The sequence below is a fragment of the uncultured Thiohalocapsa sp. genome, assembly GCF_913063425.1.
GTDB lineage: Bacteria > Pseudomonadota > Gammaproteobacteria > Chromatiales > Chromatiaceae > Thiohalocapsa.
Window position 1 is genome coordinate 1 of the sequence record NZ_CAJXYK010000079.1, and the last position, 15,298, is coordinate 15,298.

At 68.3% G+C, this 15,298-nt stretch carries 14 protein-coding genes; 11 read left to right on the forward strand and 3 right to left on the reverse strand.

Annotation, left to right across the window (positions count from 1 at the left end; genetic code table 11):
- Both QZ607_RS24475 and QZ607_RS24480 read right to left on the reverse strand, forming a co-directional pair.
- The coding region (locus QZ607_RS24475) for a sulfotransferase (protein WP_295888478.1) at positions 1 to 269 on the reverse strand (269 nt) is incomplete at its 3' end.
- Complete coding sequence (locus tag QZ607_RS24480; protein ID WP_295888481.1) at positions 266 to 2,221, reverse strand: ATP-binding cassette domain-containing protein; 1,956 nt, start codon at positions 2,219 to 2,221, stop codon at positions 266 to 268. The genes QZ607_RS24475 and QZ607_RS24480, both read right to left, overlap by 4 nt.
- Before the next feature lie 121 nt (positions 2,222 to 2,342).
- Between QZ607_RS24480 and QZ607_RS24485 the strand changes: the two genes are divergently transcribed.
- The 4 genes from QZ607_RS24485 (at position 2,343) to QZ607_RS24500 (ending at position 5,066) form a co-directional block, all read left to right on the forward strand.
- Positions 2,343 to 3,050, forward strand: coding sequence for a Crp/Fnr family transcriptional regulator (locus QZ607_RS24485; RefSeq protein WP_295888484.1), 708 nt, complete (start codon positions 2,343 to 2,345; stop codon positions 3,048 to 3,050).
- A gap of 241 nt (positions 3,051 to 3,291) precedes the next feature.
- Positions 3,292 to 3,732, forward strand: a complete 441-nt coding sequence (locus QZ607_RS24490; RefSeq protein ID WP_295888488.1) for a DUF6858 family protein — start codon at positions 3,292 to 3,294, stop codon at positions 3,730 to 3,732.
- A 200-nt stretch (positions 3,733 to 3,932) separates the two neighbouring features.
- Positions 3,933 to 4,361: a NifB/NifX family molybdenum-iron cluster-binding protein gene (locus tag QZ607_RS24495; protein ID WP_295888490.1), complete on the forward strand. Its 429-nt coding sequence runs from the start codon at positions 3,933 to 3,935 to the stop codon at positions 4,359 to 4,361.
- Between the two features lie 324 nt (positions 4,362 to 4,685).
- Positions 4,686 to 5,066: a hypothetical protein gene (locus tag QZ607_RS24500; protein ID WP_295888492.1), complete on the forward strand. Its 381-nt coding sequence runs from the start codon at positions 4,686 to 4,688 to the stop codon at positions 5,064 to 5,066.
- 86 nt (positions 5,067 to 5,152) lie between these two features.
- On the opposite strand, the gene QZ607_RS24505 is transcribed toward QZ607_RS24500, so the two are convergent.
- A complete protein-coding gene (locus tag QZ607_RS24505; protein WP_295888494.1) occupies positions 5,153 to 5,872 on the reverse strand; it encodes an OmpA family protein in 720 nt (239 codons plus the stop codon).
- 158 nt (positions 5,873 to 6,030) lie between these two features.
- Here QZ607_RS24505 and QZ607_RS24510 point away from each other — a divergent pair, with 158 nt between their 5' ends.
- The 7 genes from QZ607_RS24510 to QZ607_RS24540 form a co-directional block, all read left to right on the forward strand.
- A complete protein-coding gene (locus QZ607_RS24510) occupies positions 6,031 to 6,816 on the forward strand; it encodes a DUF1295 domain-containing protein (RefSeq protein ID WP_295888495.1) in 786 nt (261 codons plus the stop codon).
- Positions 6,817 to 6,880: 64 nt separating this feature from the next.
- Positions 6,881 to 7,543, forward strand: a complete 663-nt coding sequence (locus tag QZ607_RS24515; RefSeq protein ID WP_295888496.1) for a DUF6134 family protein — start codon at positions 6,881 to 6,883, stop codon at positions 7,541 to 7,543.
- Positions 7,544 to 7,644: 101 nt separating this feature from the next.
- The gene (locus QZ607_RS24520; RefSeq protein ID WP_295888498.1) at positions 7,645 to 8,100 is read left to right on the forward strand and encodes a lipocalin family protein; all 456 of its coding nucleotides are present in this window, start codon (positions 7,645 to 7,647) and stop codon (positions 8,098 to 8,100) included.
- 323 nt (positions 8,101 to 8,423) lie between these two features.
- Positions 8,424 to 10,184, forward strand: coding sequence for a thiol reductant ABC exporter subunit CydD (gene cydD / locus QZ607_RS24525; RefSeq protein ID WP_295888501.1), 1,761 nt, complete (start codon positions 8,424 to 8,426; stop codon positions 10,182 to 10,184).
- Positions 10,181 to 11,929, forward strand: coding sequence for a thiol reductant ABC exporter subunit CydC (cydC, locus tag QZ607_RS24530; RefSeq protein WP_295888503.1), 1,749 nt, complete (start codon positions 10,181 to 10,183; stop codon positions 11,927 to 11,929). The genes cydD and cydC overlap by 4 nt, the downstream gene beginning before the upstream one ends.
- A 322-nt stretch (positions 11,930 to 12,251) precedes the next feature.
- Complete coding sequence (locus QZ607_RS24535; RefSeq protein WP_295888506.1) at positions 12,252 to 14,990, forward strand: glucosidase; 2,739 nt, start codon at positions 12,252 to 12,254, stop codon at positions 14,988 to 14,990.
- An 8-nt stretch (positions 14,991 to 14,998) separates the two neighbouring features.
- Positions 14,999 to 15,298 (forward strand): hypothetical protein (locus tag QZ607_RS24540; protein ID WP_295888509.1); only part of this gene is annotated, 300 nt, incomplete at its 3' end.

Below are 15,298 nucleotides of genomic sequence, written 5' to 3' on the forward strand. Positions count from 1 at the left end.
AGCCAAGCGTCCTCATCCCGCAGCGTGAGGATGAATTTCGCATCCGGATACCGCTCGTCCAGCTGGGGATAGATCCGCGCGATGGGGGTATCGGCAAAGGCATCGTGACGCTCGAAGAAGTCCCAGTCGATGTCGATGCCGCCGTCGTCGGTGTAGCGGAAGGCGTGCTTGGTGGCGTACCAATGCACGGCATCATAGCCCAGGATCTTGAGCGCCTCGGTGAGGCTGGTGGTGCCGGTCTTGGACAGGCCGATGCAGAAGATCTTCATCGTGCGACCGCCTGCGCCGCCACCTGCTGCTGGCGGGCCTCCAGCTCTTCCCAGCGGGCGTAATCGGCTTCGAGCGCCGCCTCCAGCTCCGCAAGGCGGCCCTGCACGGCCGTCACCTCGGTGCCGCCCTCGCGGTACAGCGCCGGATCGGCCAATTGCTGCTGCAGCGCGGTCTGCTCCGCCTCCATTTGCTCGATGCGTGCTGGCAGCTGCTCCAGGTCGCGCTGGTCCTTGTAGCTCAGCTTCTTCGCGGTCTTTGCGCTCTGCGCCCTGCCCGCCGGCTGCGTGCTTGGGGCCTTGGGCTTCACGCCTGCGGACTGGTCATCCGGCGGAAGCACAGACGGCCGCTGCCGCAGCCAATCGGACCACCCGCCGACATACTCCCGCACCCGGCCCTCGCCCTCCAGCACCAGGGTGGACGTCACGACATTGTCCAGCAGCTCGCGGTCGTGGCTCACCAGGAGCAGCGTGCCGTCGAAGTCCGCCAGCAGCTCTTCCAGCAGCTCCAGGGTCTCGGCGTCCAGGTCGTTGGTGGGCTCGTCCAGCACCAGCAGGTTTGCAGGCTGGGTGAACAGGCGCGCCAGCAGCAGGCGGTTGCGCTCGCCGCCGGAGAGCGCCGAGACCGGCTGCTGCGCGCGCTCCGGCGTGAATAGGAAGTCCTTGAGATAAGACAGCACGTGCGTGCGCCGTTCGCCCACCGCGACCACATCGCTGCCGCCGGCGACGTTGTCACGCACGCTGCGGGTGGGGTCGAGCTGGGCGCGGAGCTGGTCGAAGTAGGCGACCTGCAGGTTGGTACCGCGCCGGATGGTGCCGGCGGTGGGCGCAAGCTCCCCCAGCAACAGCTTGAGCAGGGTGGACTTGCCGGCGCCGTTGGGGCCGATGATGCCGACGCGGTCGCCACGCAGGATGAGTGTATTCAATCCATCGATGACGGGCTTCTCTCCCTGCGCTGTGCCGTAGCTGAAGCGCACGTCCTCCGCCTCCACCACGAGCTTGCCGCTGCGCTCGCCGCTGTCCACCCGCAGCCGTGCGCTGCCGGGGCCGCTGCGGCGCGCCTGGCGCTCCGCCCGCATGGCCTGAAGGGCGCGGACTCTGCCCTCGTTGCGGGTGCGCCGGGCCTTGATGCCCTGACGGATCCAGGTCTCCTCTTCCGCCAGCTTCTTGTCGAAGCGGGCGTTGGCCAGCGCCTCCGCATGCTCGCGCTCGGCCAGGCGGCGCAGATAATTGTCATAATCGCCGGGCCAGTCGGTGAGCTTGCCGCGATCGAGCTCCAGGATGCGCGTCGCCAGCCGGCGCAGGAAACGACGGTCATGGGTGATGAACAGGATGCTGCCGCCGAAGCCGAGGAGGAATTCCTCCAGCCATTCGATGGTCTCCACATCCAGATGGTTGGTGGGCTCGTCCAGCAGCAGCAGATCCGGCTCCGCCACCAGCGCCCGGGCCAGCATCACGCGCCGGCGCAGACCGCCGGAGAGGTCCGCGTAGCGGGCCTCCGCGTCCAGCTTGAGGCGGCTGATGACGCGCTCGGCGCGCTGCTCGATGTCCCACCCGCCCTCGGCTTCGAGGCGCTGCTGGACGGCTGCGAGCCGGGCGAGGTCGGCCTCCGCAGGCGGCGGGCCCGAGGCCAGCGCATGGCTCAGATGCAGGTATTCGGCGACGTCCGCTCCGAGCGCACCGAGCCCGTCCATCACCACGTCCAGCACCGCCTTGCCCGCCTCCGTCGGCGCTTCCTGCGCGAGCCGGCCGATGCGCACGCCGTCACCGCGGCGGACTGTACCGGCGTCCGGCTGGAGCTCGCCGGCGATGATCCGCAGCAGCGTGGACTTGCCGGCGCCGTTGCGCCCGAGCAGGCACACGCGCTCGCCGCGCTCGATGCTGAGCCCCACCCCATCGAGGAGATTGGGCGCACCATAGGAGAGCACGACGGATTGCAGCGCGACTAGGGGCATGGGCGGAAAGCAGTGCGGGAGCGCGGTCCGGAGCCGGGCGCGCCAACGCGGCTGCAAAATCGTTTAGACTTCACCGAGTGTGACTGACGCGGCATTGTACAGCGCGAGGTTCGACGACCCCATGGCAAAGTTCGTGACATTGCGCGAGGCCTGGGCGGGCGAGGCAGACTGCCGCAACTGTGCGTTGCGCACGTCAGCGCTCTTCGCCGGGCTCACGGAGAAGGATTTCGACCGCATCCACGACCCCATCGACCAGTTTGACCTCAAGCCGGGCATGCCCCTGTACAAAACGGGCGACGTCGGGGATTACATGTACACCGTCCGCTCCGGTGCCATCAAGCTGGTGCAGTACCTGCCGGACGGCAGCCAGCGCATCGTGCGCATCGTGCGCGGCGCCGATGTGCTGGGGCTGGAAGCGCTGCTGGACGACGGCTACCACCACGACGCCGTCGCCCTCCAGCGCTCCGAGATCTGCCGCTTTCCCACCCGGGTGGTGCGCAGCCTGAGCCAGGACAATCCCAACCTGCACCGCGAGCTCATGGCCCGCTGGCAGCGCGCACTGAGCGAGGCCGACGCCTGGCTCACGGAGCTGTCCACCGGCTCCGCGCGGCAGCGCGTCGCGCGTCTGCTCCTGCGCCTGGTGCGGGACCGGGAGTCCAGCGAGTGCGAGCTCTTCAGTCGGGAAGACATGGGGGCCATGCTCGGCATCACCACGGAGACCGCAAGCCGCACCATCGCCGGCTTCAAGCGCGAAAGCCTGCTGGTGGAGTCCAGCCCCAACAACTTCCTGCTCGACATCCCCAATCTGCGCCGGCTGGCCGAGGACTGAGCACGAGCGGCGTCACAGCGCCGCCTCTTCTGTGCGCCTGCAGAGCGCTGCCCCGCGGCGCCCATGCTGCCCGCCCCGCTCGGGCGGCAGTGCCCGCGACCGCCGACCCCGCCCGCCGTCCCCATTGACCCATTTCAATGTGCGCCGGGCCCCTCCGGGACTAGGCTCTGCGGTGTTCCGCAGAGCAGCCGTGCCGCCGGAAGCGATCCCGTGGCGCGCTGCGCAGGCAAGGAGTCCCCAGGTGAAGCAGACACTGTTGCAGGAGAAGTATCCGGTCTTCGTCATGGAGCTCGGCCGCGACGAGACGGCCCTGACGGACATCGACGCCATCTGCGGCTACTTCCGCGGTCGCATCGAGTCGCACCGCTGCGCCCGGTTCATCGCCGAGTTCGACCACTATGCCCACACCTGCAGCCTGCCGGAGGGCCAGGTGGACGAGGCGATCCGCGCGGCACGCAACATCGTCTTCTGTTTCGGCATCGCCCTGCCGAGCGCGCAGGTCCTCGCGGTGCGCCCGCGCTCCATCGGCATCGCCGAGACGGCGACCGGCTTCATCATCAGCTTCCTCGAGGCGCCCATGCCCATCGCCAACGCCGCCATGGAAGACTGGGCCGAGGGGCTGCGCCGGCGCGCCGACAGCGCAGCCAGGGCGGCCCCGAGCACCGGCGACGCCGAGGCCTGACCATATATCTGAGCCCCCGCGCGCCCGGGACCGTGCAAGTATCCGGCCTACCGCCGCGCGATCTCGGCGGGGGCGTCATAATAACCGCACGGTCTCGCCCGCGCGGGAGCACGCCGGCCGTTCGCTTCCACAGCGACGGCAAGGTGCCTGATACACCGCTTCGGCGCCGCGGCATCACCTGAACCCGGAGACCCTCTTCGATGCGTATCGCCGTTTCCTCGCAGAACTTCCGCTCCATCACCGGTCATGCCGGCAAATCCCGCCGCTTCATCGTCTACAACATGGAGCCGGGCCAAGCCCCCGTCGAAGTGGACCGGCTGGACCTTCCCAAGGAGATGTCGCTGCACGAGTATCACGGCGACGATCATCCGCTGTTCGGCCTGGGGCTCGATGCGGTCCTCACCGGCAGCGCCGGTGCCGGATTCATGCAGCGCCTGGGCCGGCGCGGCATCCGCGTCATCGCCACCGCGGAGACGGACATCGACCGTGCGCTGAGCGCGCTGGCCAAGGGCGAGTCGTTGCCGGAGGCGCCGCCCCATGATCATGGCAACGGCGGCGGGCATGGACATGGCCATGGGCACGGACACGGCGCCGGCGGCGGCCGCCATCCAATGGGCGCGATTCACTGATGCGGCGTAAGCCGCGCAGGCCCCGGTACCCCTGCGCCGCAGTGACGCCAACGAGTCGTACGCAGTGCGAAGGTCGCCGCCGCGTCGGTATCGGCGTCGCGATCGGTAGCGGAATCGATACCGATCCCGACAGCGATACCGATCCCGATTGTTTGCCATACTTCGGTTCCGCTGTACCAGCGTGTAAGGAGGCGACGGCGCCCGCGTGCCTAAGCCGTCCGCTGAGCCGCCGTCAGCGGCGGTCGGCGGCTGCGGCTTGACGCCTGGGCGCGCGGGCGCGGACCATCGCGCCCACTGTTGTTTTCCACGGATTGCACCCGACCCATGCGCGCATCATCGCTGTTCCCGGCGCTCCTCGCTCTGCTGCTCGCCGGTGGGCTCACGGGCTGCGCCGGCGGTCGCATGGGGCCGGTGCCCCCGCTCACGTCAATGGAGCCGGCGGCGAGTGTCACGGTGCAGCGCAGCCGGTCCATCCTCGGCGCCCCCGCCTCCATGCTCTTCAGCATCGACGGCCGGCACGTCTACGCGCTGCGCTGGGGTCAGCAGTTCACCTTCATGCTCGACCCGGGGGAATACAGCTTCGGCTACGACCTCGGCTTCAACCAGTGTCAGCAGCGGGTCATCCTCGACCCTGGCGAGCGCTACGTGGTGCGGCTCACGCCCGTGTGCCAGATCGAGCTCTATCGCTACGGCGAGCTGCGCTGACGTCAGAGAGCGCCCGGGCTATCCCCGGCCGCTGCCAGGCGCCGCAGGCGCTCCGGGCAGACCCGGGAGCGCCCTGCACCAGTGCCTCAGCCGGTCTCGGCCACGACTGGGACGATGGTGATCTCCACGCGGCGGTTCAGGGTCCGACCATACTCCGTGTCGTTGCTGGCGATGGGGCGCAGCTCACCAAAGCCTGCGCTGCTCAGGCGCTGCGGGATCACCTGCTCCGCCAGCAGGTAGGATTCAACCGCCCCGGCCCGGCGCTCGGAGAGCTGCTGGTTGTAGGCATCGGTGCCGGTGTTGTCGGTGTGGCCGGCAACGTCCAGGCGCGTCTTGCCGTACTTGTTCACGATGGCGCTGATCTTGTCGAGCGTGCTGTAGAAGCCGGGCTTGATGCTCGACGAATCCACGTCGAAGGCAGTGCTGCTGGTCATGCCCACCACCAGCCGATCGTCGGGCAGCGCCTCCACGCGGATGTCGCCGCGCGCGATTTCGTCTGCGAGCACGCGCTCGAAGTCCCGGCGCTGGCGCTCCATGTAACTGCCCACCACCCCGCCTGCGATGGCGCCACCGACGGCGCCGATGAGTGCACCCTTACCGGCATTGGCACCCTGCGAGCCGATGAGGGCACCAGCGGCGGCGCCCGCGGCGGTGCCGATGGCGAGACCCGCCTCGGTCTCGGTCAGCGGTCTGCGATTGCCGAATTCGTCCGTCGCGCAACCGGCCAAGGCGATGGCGACGGCGGCCGTGAGAGCGGTGCGGCGAAAACCGGGAAAGCCATGTCGACAGCGGGCACGGGGATGCATGGGTTGGACACCTCCTTAAGAGACTTCGTGTGGGCGCCGACCTGTCGGCCGGCCGACGCCGCATGTTAGCAGCACCGGCCCCGCCCCTTGTGACAGCCGGCGGTTTGCTCAATGTTTCCGCATTCGTAAGAGGCGCATCGCTGAGGCTGCCCGCACCGATGTTTGACGTACAGATTTACGCCGCCGGCCTCGCCGCAGGCCTCGCTGTTGCCGTTGCGGGCTGGCTGATGAGCATGCTGACGCGCAACGCAAGCCTCGCCGACGCGCTCTGGTCGCTGCTCTTCCTGGCGATGACGATCACGTACATGGCGCTGGCACCGGCGCCGGCGGAGCGCGCCTATCTGGTGCTTTTCCTGATCACGGTGTGGGCCGTGCGCCTTGCGGTGTTCATCTCGCTGCGTCACTGGGGCGCAGCCGAAGACCGGCGCTACCGCCGGCTGCGCGCGCAGTATGAGCCTGACTTTGCATCCAACAGCCTGTACCTGGTCTTCGGCGCACCGGCCATCGTCGCCTGGATCATCTCGCTGCCGCTGCTCGGCATCGCCTTGGGCGCAACGCCGCTCGGGTGGCTCGACTTCGTCGCCGTCGCCGTCTGGCTGGTGGGCTTCGGCTTCGAGGCTATCGGCGATCAGCAGCTCGCACGCTTCCAGGCCGACCCCGATAACCGCACCCGGGTCCTGGACACGGGCCTTTGGCGCTGGACGCGACACCCCAACTACTTCGGCGAGGCCTGCATCTGGTGGAGCTGGTACCTGTTCGCCCTCGCTGCCGGCGCCTGGTGGACCATCATCGGTCCGCTGCTCATGACCTATCTGCTGCTGCGCGTCTCCGGCGTAGCGCTCATGGAGCAGGACATCGGCGAGCGGCGCCCCGGCTATCACGACTACAGGCGCCGCACCAACGCCTTCTTCCCCGGGCCGCCCAAGACCGCGGCCCCGGCCTGACACCGCCCGAGCCCGCCCGGACCCAACCGCGGGACCGAGCTCATCCACAAATTAGGGTACTGACATGCCACTGAAAACGCTCTTTGCCAACGCGCGGCGCCCGGTCGCCTGTGCCGCCGTGCTCGCCGCTTTGACACTCGCCACCAGCGCGGCCGCCGAGCAGCTGCGCTTCCAGGTCTACCTGGATGACCGCCCCATCGGCGAGCACAGCTTCCGCATCGCCGACAGCGGCGAGACCACGCGGGTCACCAGCCGTGCCGCTTTCGACGTGGACTTCCTCTTCATCAATGCCTATCGCTACCGGCATACGAGCAATGAGGTCTTCCGCGACGGCTGCCTGCGGGCCATCGACGCCACCACCGACGACAATGGCACCCGCTATGAGGTCAACGGCGAAGCCATGGGCGAGAGCTTCCGCGTCGAAGCCGGCTCCGAGGTGGCGCGCGCCGAGGGCTGCGTCAAAACCTTCACCTACTGGGACAGGACCTTCCTCGACAAGCGGCGCCTGCTGAACCCACAGACGGGTGACCTGGAGCAGGTGCGCGTGCGGCCCCGTGGCCGCGACACCGTGGAGGTGGACGGCGGCGCGCGCGTCACCGCCGAGCGCTATGCGTTGGAGACGAGCGACCTCACCATCGAGCTCTGGTACAACGACGATCTGGGCTGGGTCGGCCTGGAGAGCGATACCGGCAAGGGTAAGCGTCTGATCTATCGGCGGGTAATGTGATGGCGGCATTGCGGCGCCGAGCGCTGCGTGCTGCCGGCACGGCACTCGCGGTGCTGTCAATGGTCTTGATGTGCGGCTGTGTCGAAGACGGAGGCGAGCCGATGGAAACCGTCCCCTACGTGGACCTGAAGCGATACATGGGCGATTGGTACGTGGTGGCGAACATCCCGACGTTTGTCGAGAAGGAGGCCTACAACCCCATCGAGCGGTACAAGCTCAATCCGGATGGGACCATCGCCACCACCTTCACCTTCAACAAGGGCAGTTTCGATGGACCGCTGAAGACCTTCCACCCCAAGGGCTTCGTACTGGACAAGGAGACTAACGCGCATTGGGGCATGCAGTTCATCTGGCCCATCAAGGGGGACTTCCGCATCATCTATCTGGATGAGGACTACCAGACCACGGTCATCGGCCGCGCCAAGCGGGACTATGTGTGGGTGATGAAGCGCACGCCCACCTTCACGGATGCGGAGTACGAGCAGATGCGGGCCTTCATCGAATCCGTCGGCTACGACGCGAGCAAGCTCCAACGCCCACCGCACGAAACCGGATAAGACCGGACAGTGCGGACGCCGCACCCTGGGTGCGCCGCTGCCGCTGCCAGTCCCGGCCGCTGCACCACCGCGGGCGTGGTGAGCCGACCCCCGGTTACGCCGACGTCAGCCGGCACCTTGGGGCGGGCGGACTTCAGTCCGCCACCGGCAAGCGACCGCCCGGTTTCTGGGTTTCCGCCGCACTGCACTGGGGCACTGCACTGGGGCACTGCACTGGGGCCGATCTCGTCTGTCACGGCAGGGATGCCGCTCCCGCGATGGACGCCACCCCACCGGCTTCTCTAAACTCCGCCGGTCTCGCCGCAACGAGTCCGACACGCACCATGCCCGCCCGCGACCTGCTGAAGGAGCAGATGCCACGCGCTACGCGCTGGCTCAGATTGACCGTGGCGCTGGGTCTGGCGGGCGGCGTGCTGGTCATCCTCCAGGCCTGGCTGCTCGCGCACATCATCGACGCGGTTGCCTTCCAACAGGCCCGCCTCGCGGACGTCCAAGCCTGGCTGTGGCCGCTGCTGGTGATCTTCCTGCTGCGTGCGGCGGCGGCCTGGGGCAGCGAGCAGACCGCCTTTCGCGCCGCAGGCACCGTGCAGCGGGCGCTCCGGGACAGGGTGTTCCGGCACATCCAGCAGCTCGGGCCCGCCTGGCTCGCGGGCCAGCGCAGCGGCGCGCTGGCGGAGGACCTGACCCGCGGCATCGAAGGGCTGCACGACTACTATGCCCGGTATCTGCCGGCGATGACGCTGACGGTGCTGATACCTGTCGCCATCCTGCTGGTGGTGCTGCCGGTGGATTGGCTCTCCGGGCTGGTGATGCTGTTCACGGCGCCGCTGATCCCGCTGTTCATGATCCTCATCGGCCAGGGCGTGGCGGCGGTGAACCAGCGCCAGTGGAAGCAGCTCGCGCGCATGGGCGCGCACTTTCTGGATGTGATTCAAGGCATCACCACCCTCAAGCTCTTCAACGCGAGCCGCCGCGAGGCCGCCGTCATCGCCCGCATTTCGGAGGACTACCGGCACAGCACCATGCAGGTGCTGCGGCTGGCGTTTCTGAGCTCCGCGGTGCTGGAGTTCTTCGCCACCCTGGGCATTGCCATCGTCGCCGTCTTCATCGGCTTCCGTCTGTACCAGCTGGACCTGCCGATACCGGACCTGCTGGCACCGCCGGAGGTGAGCTTCTTTGCGGGCTTTTTCGTGCTCCTGCTCGCGCCGGAGTTCTACCTGCCCCTGCGCAGCCTCGGCACCCATTACCACGGGCGCATGGAGGCCATCGCCGCCGCCGAGCGGCTGGCGGCCATCCTGGACACGGCGCCGCCGGCTCCACCCGCGGCGCCGGCGACGCTGGCGGCGAAGCCGCGGCTCACTGTGTGCTTCGAGGACGTACATTTCGCCTACGAGACCGGGCGCGAGGCGCTCGCGGGCGTGAGCTTGAGCATCGAGCCCGGCGCGCGCGTGGCACTGGTGGGCCCGAGCGGTGCCGGCAAAACGACGGTGGCGAGCCTGCTGCTCGGCTTCATCCGGCCCACCCAGGGCCGTGTGACGGTGGACGGCGTGTCGCTCGCGGACCTGGACCTGGACGCCTGGCGCCGGCACCTTGCCTGGGTGCCGCAGAACCCACGGCTCTTCACCGGCACCATTGCGGACAACATCCGCCTGGGCTACCCGCAGGCGGACCTCGCTGCGGTGCAGGCGGCGGCGGAGCGCGCCTTCGCGGCAGAATTCATCACCCGGTTGCCGGCTGGGTATGACACCCAGGTGGGTGAGCGCGGCGCCGGCTTGTCCGGTGGTCAGATCCAGCGCATCGCCCTGGCCCGGGCCTTCCTGCGTGATGCACGGCTGGTGGTGCTGGATGAGGCCACGGCGAGCCTGGACCCCGCCAGCGAAGCGGCCGTGCAGCGGGCGGTGGATGCGCTGGCGCTCGGGCGCAGCATGCTGGTGATCGCGCACCGGCTCGCCACCGTGCGGGACGCCGACCGCATCCTGGTGCTCGACGGCGGCCGCATTGTCGAGCAGGGCAAGCACACCGCCCTGATAACACGGGACGGCCCCTATCGCCGCATGGTGTCGCTGCTGGAGCCCGCGGCGTGAGCGAGCTGCTGCGGCTCTGGCGCCTGTTTCGGCCCTACCGCGGTTGGATGCTGGCGGGCTATGCCATCGCGCTCGTGACCGTGCTCGCCAATGTCACGCTGATGGCCATCTCCGGCTGGTTCATCACCGCCATGGCGGTGGCCGGGGCCGCCGGCGTGGCGATGAACTACTTCACGCCGGCGGCGATCATTCGGGGCAGCGCCATCGCCCGCACCGCCGGGCGCTATTTCGAGCGGCTGGTGAGCCACGAGGCGACCCTGCGCCAGCTTGCCGGGCTGCGTGTGTGGTTCTACCGCCACCTCGAGCCCCTGGCCCCGGCGCGCCTCCAGCAGTACCACAGCGCCGACCTGCTGAGCCGCATCCGCACGGACGTGGACGCGCTGGACAACTTCTACACCCGGGTGCTGGTGCCCGTGCTGGTGGCGGTCACCGCGGGCGTGGGCTTCGTGCTGTTCACGGCCCTCTTCGATCTGCGCATTGCGGCGCTGCTGCTCGCGCTGCTGGTGCTGGCGGGGGGCCTCATGCCCTGGCTCACGCGCCGGCTCGGCGCCGCGGCCGGCCGGCGGCTCGTGGAGCGCCAGGCGACGCTGCGCAGGCTCGCCGTGGACGGCACCCAGGGGCTCTCAGAGCTGCTGGTCTATGGCGCCGCCGATGCCCATGCGGCGCGGCTGGACGCCCTCACGCGCGAGCTGATCGCAGACCAGGCACGCATGAGCCGCATCGAGGGCTTGTTCCAGGCCGCCGTCGGGCTCTGTGCCAACCTGGCGCTGTTCGGCGTGCTCTGGCTCGGCGTCCCCCTGGTGGCCGACGCCGGACTGCCCCCGCCCCAGCTCGCCATGCTGGCCCTGCTCGCGCTGGCAGCCTTCGAGGCCGTGGCGCCCCTGCCGCTGGCGTTCCAGCATCTGGAATCCACACTCACGGCCGCTCGCCGCCTGTTCGCCGTGGTGGATACGGCGCCCGCCGTGCAGGACCCGCCGACGCCATCACCACGTCCCGCAGGCCACGACCTTCGGGTGCGCGGGCTGTGCTTCGGCTACCCCGGGGCAGCGCGCCCCGCGCTCGACGGCGTGGACTTCGACGTGCCCGAAGGCCAGCGTGTCGCCATCGTCGGCGCCACCGGCTCCGGCAAGACGACCTTGTTCAACCTGCTGCTGCGCTTCTGGCCGCCGGATGCGGGGGAGATCAGTCTGGGCGGGGCAGCGCTTGCCGATTTCCATGGAGAAGATCTGCGCGAGCGCATCGCTTTGGTCTCCCAGCAGACCCACCTGTTCGACACCAGCATCCGCGAGAACCTCCTGCTGGCCGCGCCTGATGCATCGCAGACCACGCTGGAGGCCGCCTGCCGTGCCGCCCAGATCCACGACTTCATCGCGGGCCTGCCGCAGGGCTACGACACCTGGGCGGGCGAGACAGGGGTGCGCCTGTCGGGCGGACAGGCGCGGCGTATCGCCATCGCGCGGGCCCTGCTCCGGGACGCGCCCATACTCCTGCTCGACGAGCCCACCGAGGGCCTGGACGCCGCCACGGAGCGCGCGCTGATGGAGGCGCTCCAGGTGCTGATGGCCGGTCGCACCGTCCTGATGATCACGCACCGTGCCGCGGCGCTCGCGGACATGGACCGGATTCTGGTGCTGGACGCCGGTCGTATCGTGGAACAGGGCACGCACCGTGAATTGCTGGACGCGGCCTGCTACCCGCGCCTGCTCGGCTTGGATGTGACGGCATTGACCGCCGCCGCCGGCTGAGTGCCTGCGGGCACAACCGAGACTTGGCGCCGTATGGCAGAATCGGACGCCACAAGAATGCGGCTCCCGCGAAGCCTGGGCCGCCGAGGGAGCGGCATTCCTGCCGCGACGGCCCCGCACACCGCAGCAATCGCGGCGAGTGGTCGCTCCCATCAGCCCGACGTTTCTGTATCACCTCGCGAGGCATGAGTCAGTCTATTCCCCATATGTTGATAAGCCAATGACTGACACCGCTCTCCCACACTCCACCCGGCACCGGTCAATTCTGTGAGAGAATCTGTACTGGAGTCACGATGACTGCCGCCGCCTATGACCGCCGCCTATGACCGCCCCCAGCCCGCCGCCTGATTATGCAGACGTTGCCGAGCGCCAGCGCCTGGAAGCCCAGCGCGCGGGCGACGAAGACTGGCGGCTTTGGGGCCCCTACCTCGCCGAGCGCGCCTGGGGCACGGTGCGTGAGGATTACAGCGCCGACGGCGAGGCGTGGGACTATTTCTCTCACGACCAGTCCCGGTCCCGCGCCTACCGCTGGAACGAGGACGGCCTCGGCGGCATCAGCGACGCGAAGCAATACCTGTGCTTTGCACTGGCGCTCTGGAATGGCCGGGACCAAATCCTCAAAGAGCGCGCCTTCGGTCTCACCGGCAACCAGGGTAACCGGGGCGAGGATGTCAAAGAGGTCTACTACTACCGCGACGCCACGCCGACCCACAGTTGGCTTCGCTATCAATACAAGTATCCACAAAGCGCCTTCCCCTACGCGCGCCTGGTCGCAGAGAACGCCAACCGCGGCCGCGACGTCCCGGCCTTCGAGCTCATCGACAGCGGCGCCTTCGACGCGGAGCGCTACTGGGATGTGGAAGTCCGCTATGCGAAGGCGACGCCGCAGCGCATCCACTGCCGCATCACCGCAGACAACCGCGGCCAAGACGACGCCGCCCTGTATCTCCTGCCGACGCTCTGGTTCCGCAACACCTGGGGCTGGGGTGACGCCGACGCACAGCAGCCGTCGCTCGCCGCCATCGACCCACCCGACGGTGCCGGCTTCGCCGTTCGGGCAGAGCACCCAAGGCTCGGGACCTATTTCCTCTACGGCGCCGTCGCCTGCGACCTGCTCTTCACCGAGAACGAGACCAACGCCCGCCTGATCTGGGGTAGCGAGAATACAAGCCCCTATGTCAAGGACGCCTTCAACCGCTGGCTCATCGACGGCGACCGGGCCGCCGTCAATCCCGCACAGCGCGGCACCAAGTGCGCCGCCGTCCACCAGATCGAGCTGCGGGGCGGCGAAGCTGCCCAGATGGACCTTGTGCTCTCCGCCGAGCCGCTGACGGACCCCTTCGCAGAGACCGAGCGCACCCTCGCCACCCGCCAGTCCGAGGCGACCATTTTCTACGATCATCTGCTGCCCGAGGCCGGCGCCAACGACGCCCGCATCCTGCGCCAGGCGCTGGCGGGCATGATCTGGACCAAGCAGTTCTATCACTACGACGTCGCCCGCTGGCTCGATGGCGATCAAATCCCGCCGCCCGCCGCAAGGCGGCAGGGCCGCAACCGCCACTGGCGCCACCTCAAGGCCCGCGACATCATCTCCATGCCGGACAAATGGGAGTATCCCTGGTTCGCGGCCTGGGACCTCGCCTACCACTGCGCGGCGCTGGCGCTGGTGGACGTCGATTTCGCCAAGGACCAGGTGGAGCTGATGGTCTCCGACCGGTATCTGCACCCCAACGGCCAGATTCCGGCCTACGAGTGGAACTTCGGCGACGTCAACCCGCCCGTGCACGCCATGGCGGCACTCAAGGTCTTCCGGGCCGAGCGCATCCAGCGCGGTGCCGGCGACCACGGCTTCCTGCAGCGGGTCTTCCACAAGCTGCTGCTGAACTTCTCATGGTGGATCAACCGCAAGGACGCCGACGGCCACAACCTGTTCGAGGGCGGCTTCCTCGGTCTGGACAACATCTCGGTCTACGACCGCTCTAAAGAGCTGCCCCCGGGCTGGAGCCTCAAGCAGGCGGACGCCACCGGCTGGATGGCGCACTTTTCCCTCAAGATGACGCTCATCGCGCTTGAGCTCTGCATCGTCGACAGCGACTACGAAGAGATCGCCATCCACTGCTACAAGCAGTTCCTCGCCATCGCCGAGGCCATCGCCGGCAGCGAGGAGTCCGGCACGCCGTCCCTGTGGGACGACCAGTCGGGCTTCTTCATGGACCTGCTGCAGACGCCGGACCAGGGCCTGCACCGCATCGAGGTCTACTCCTGGGTGGGCCTGATCCCGCTCTTCGCCGTGGAGATCGTCAACAGCAGGATGCTCGAGGCCGCGCCGCGCTTTCGTGCGCTGCTCGACGGCCTCAAGGGGGGCTTCTTCCGCGGCAACCCGGTGTGCGCCTGCCCGGAGCACGAAAACGCGCGCGGCGAGCGCCTCCTCGCCCTGGTCGATCACAGCATGCTCGCCCGCATCCTCTCCCGCGTCATGGATGAAGCGCAGTTTCTGTCCCGGTATGGTGTGCGAAGCCTGAGCCGCATACACGACAAGGACCGCAATCTCGGGTATATTCCGGGTATCGGTGAGGCGCTCATCGAGTACGTGCCCGGAGAATCCACCTCCCCCATGTTCGGCGGCAACTCCAACTGGCGGGGCCCGGTCTGGCTCCCGACCAACTACTCCCTGCTCTCGTCACTGGAGCGATTTCATCGGTTCCTGGGCGACGAGTTTCGGATTCCGGTGCCGAGCCTCGGCGGCGAGAAGCGAAATCTCAAGGAAATCGCCACGCTCATCGCAGAGCGCATCGCGGACCTGTACCGTGTCGACGAAGCCGGATCGGTGCCTGCGCTGCGGGCGCACATACCGAGCTCGCCGGACCCGACCTGGCGCGACCAACTGCGCTTCTACGAGTACTTCCACGCGGAAACCGGACAAGGCCTCGGCGCAGCACATCAGACCGGCTGGAGTGGGCTGCTCGCGAACCTCGTCATGCGTCGTTATCAGAAAGACATCCAGGGCTGGAGCGGCATCGACCGCGGCACCAAAGCCGGCCTCATCGACGAAATCGCCTAAGCCCCAACATGCTGCAAGCATCTTTCCCGGAGGCCACCCTCGGCCTGCCCACGCACCAGGCCGGCAATGCTTTTCTGCACTGGCTCGCCAAGGCGCTGGACACCGGCGTCATCGCCATCGCGCTGCTGCTGCCGGCCTATCTTCGCTCGGAATCCTGGCCGCTGCGCTACACGGTCGCATTGCTGCTTGCGATCCTGAGCTTCCATGTCATCGCCGGTATCCTCAACCTCTATCGCCCTTGGCGGGGTGAGTCCGTCACGCGACAGTTCTGGCGCATCATCCTGGTCTGGAGCTTCACGGTCTTCGTG

Bases quoted from the DNA above. Each gene is read 5' to 3' on its own strand.
- cydD (WP_295888501.1), top strand. From the start codon at position 8,424: ATGCCCGCCCGCGACCTGCTGAAGGAGCAGATGCCACGCGCTACGCGC.
- QZ607_RS24510 (WP_295888495.1), top strand. From the start codon at position 6,031: ATGTTTGACGTACAGATTTACGCCGCCGGCCTCGCCGCAGGCCTCGCT.
- QZ607_RS24485 (WP_295888484.1), top strand. From the start codon at position 2,343: ATGGCAAAGTTCGTGACATTGCGCGAGGCCTGGGCGGGCGAGGCAGAC.
- QZ607_RS24535 (WP_295888506.1), top strand. From the start codon at position 12,252: ATGACCGCCCCCAGCCCGCCGCCTGATTATGCAGACGTTGCCGAGCGC.
- QZ607_RS24480 (WP_295888481.1), bottom strand. From the start codon at position 2,221: ATGCCCCTAGTCGCGCTGCAATCCGTCGTGCTCTCCTATGGTGCGCCC.
- QZ607_RS24515 (WP_295888496.1), top strand. From the start codon at position 6,881: ATGCCACTGAAAACGCTCTTTGCCAACGCGCGGCGCCCGGTCGCCTGT.
- QZ607_RS24495 (WP_295888490.1), top strand. From the start codon at position 3,933: ATGCGTATCGCCGTTTCCTCGCAGAACTTCCGCTCCATCACCGGTCAT.
- QZ607_RS24520 (WP_295888498.1), top strand. From the start codon at position 7,645: ATGGAAACCGTCCCCTACGTGGACCTGAAGCGATACATGGGCGATTGG.
- QZ607_RS24500 (WP_295888492.1), top strand. From the start codon at position 4,686: ATGCGCGCATCATCGCTGTTCCCGGCGCTCCTCGCTCTGCTGCTCGCC.
- QZ607_RS24505 (WP_295888494.1), bottom strand. From the start codon at position 5,872: ATGCATCCCCGTGCCCGCTGTCGACATGGCTTTCCCGGTTTTCGCCGC.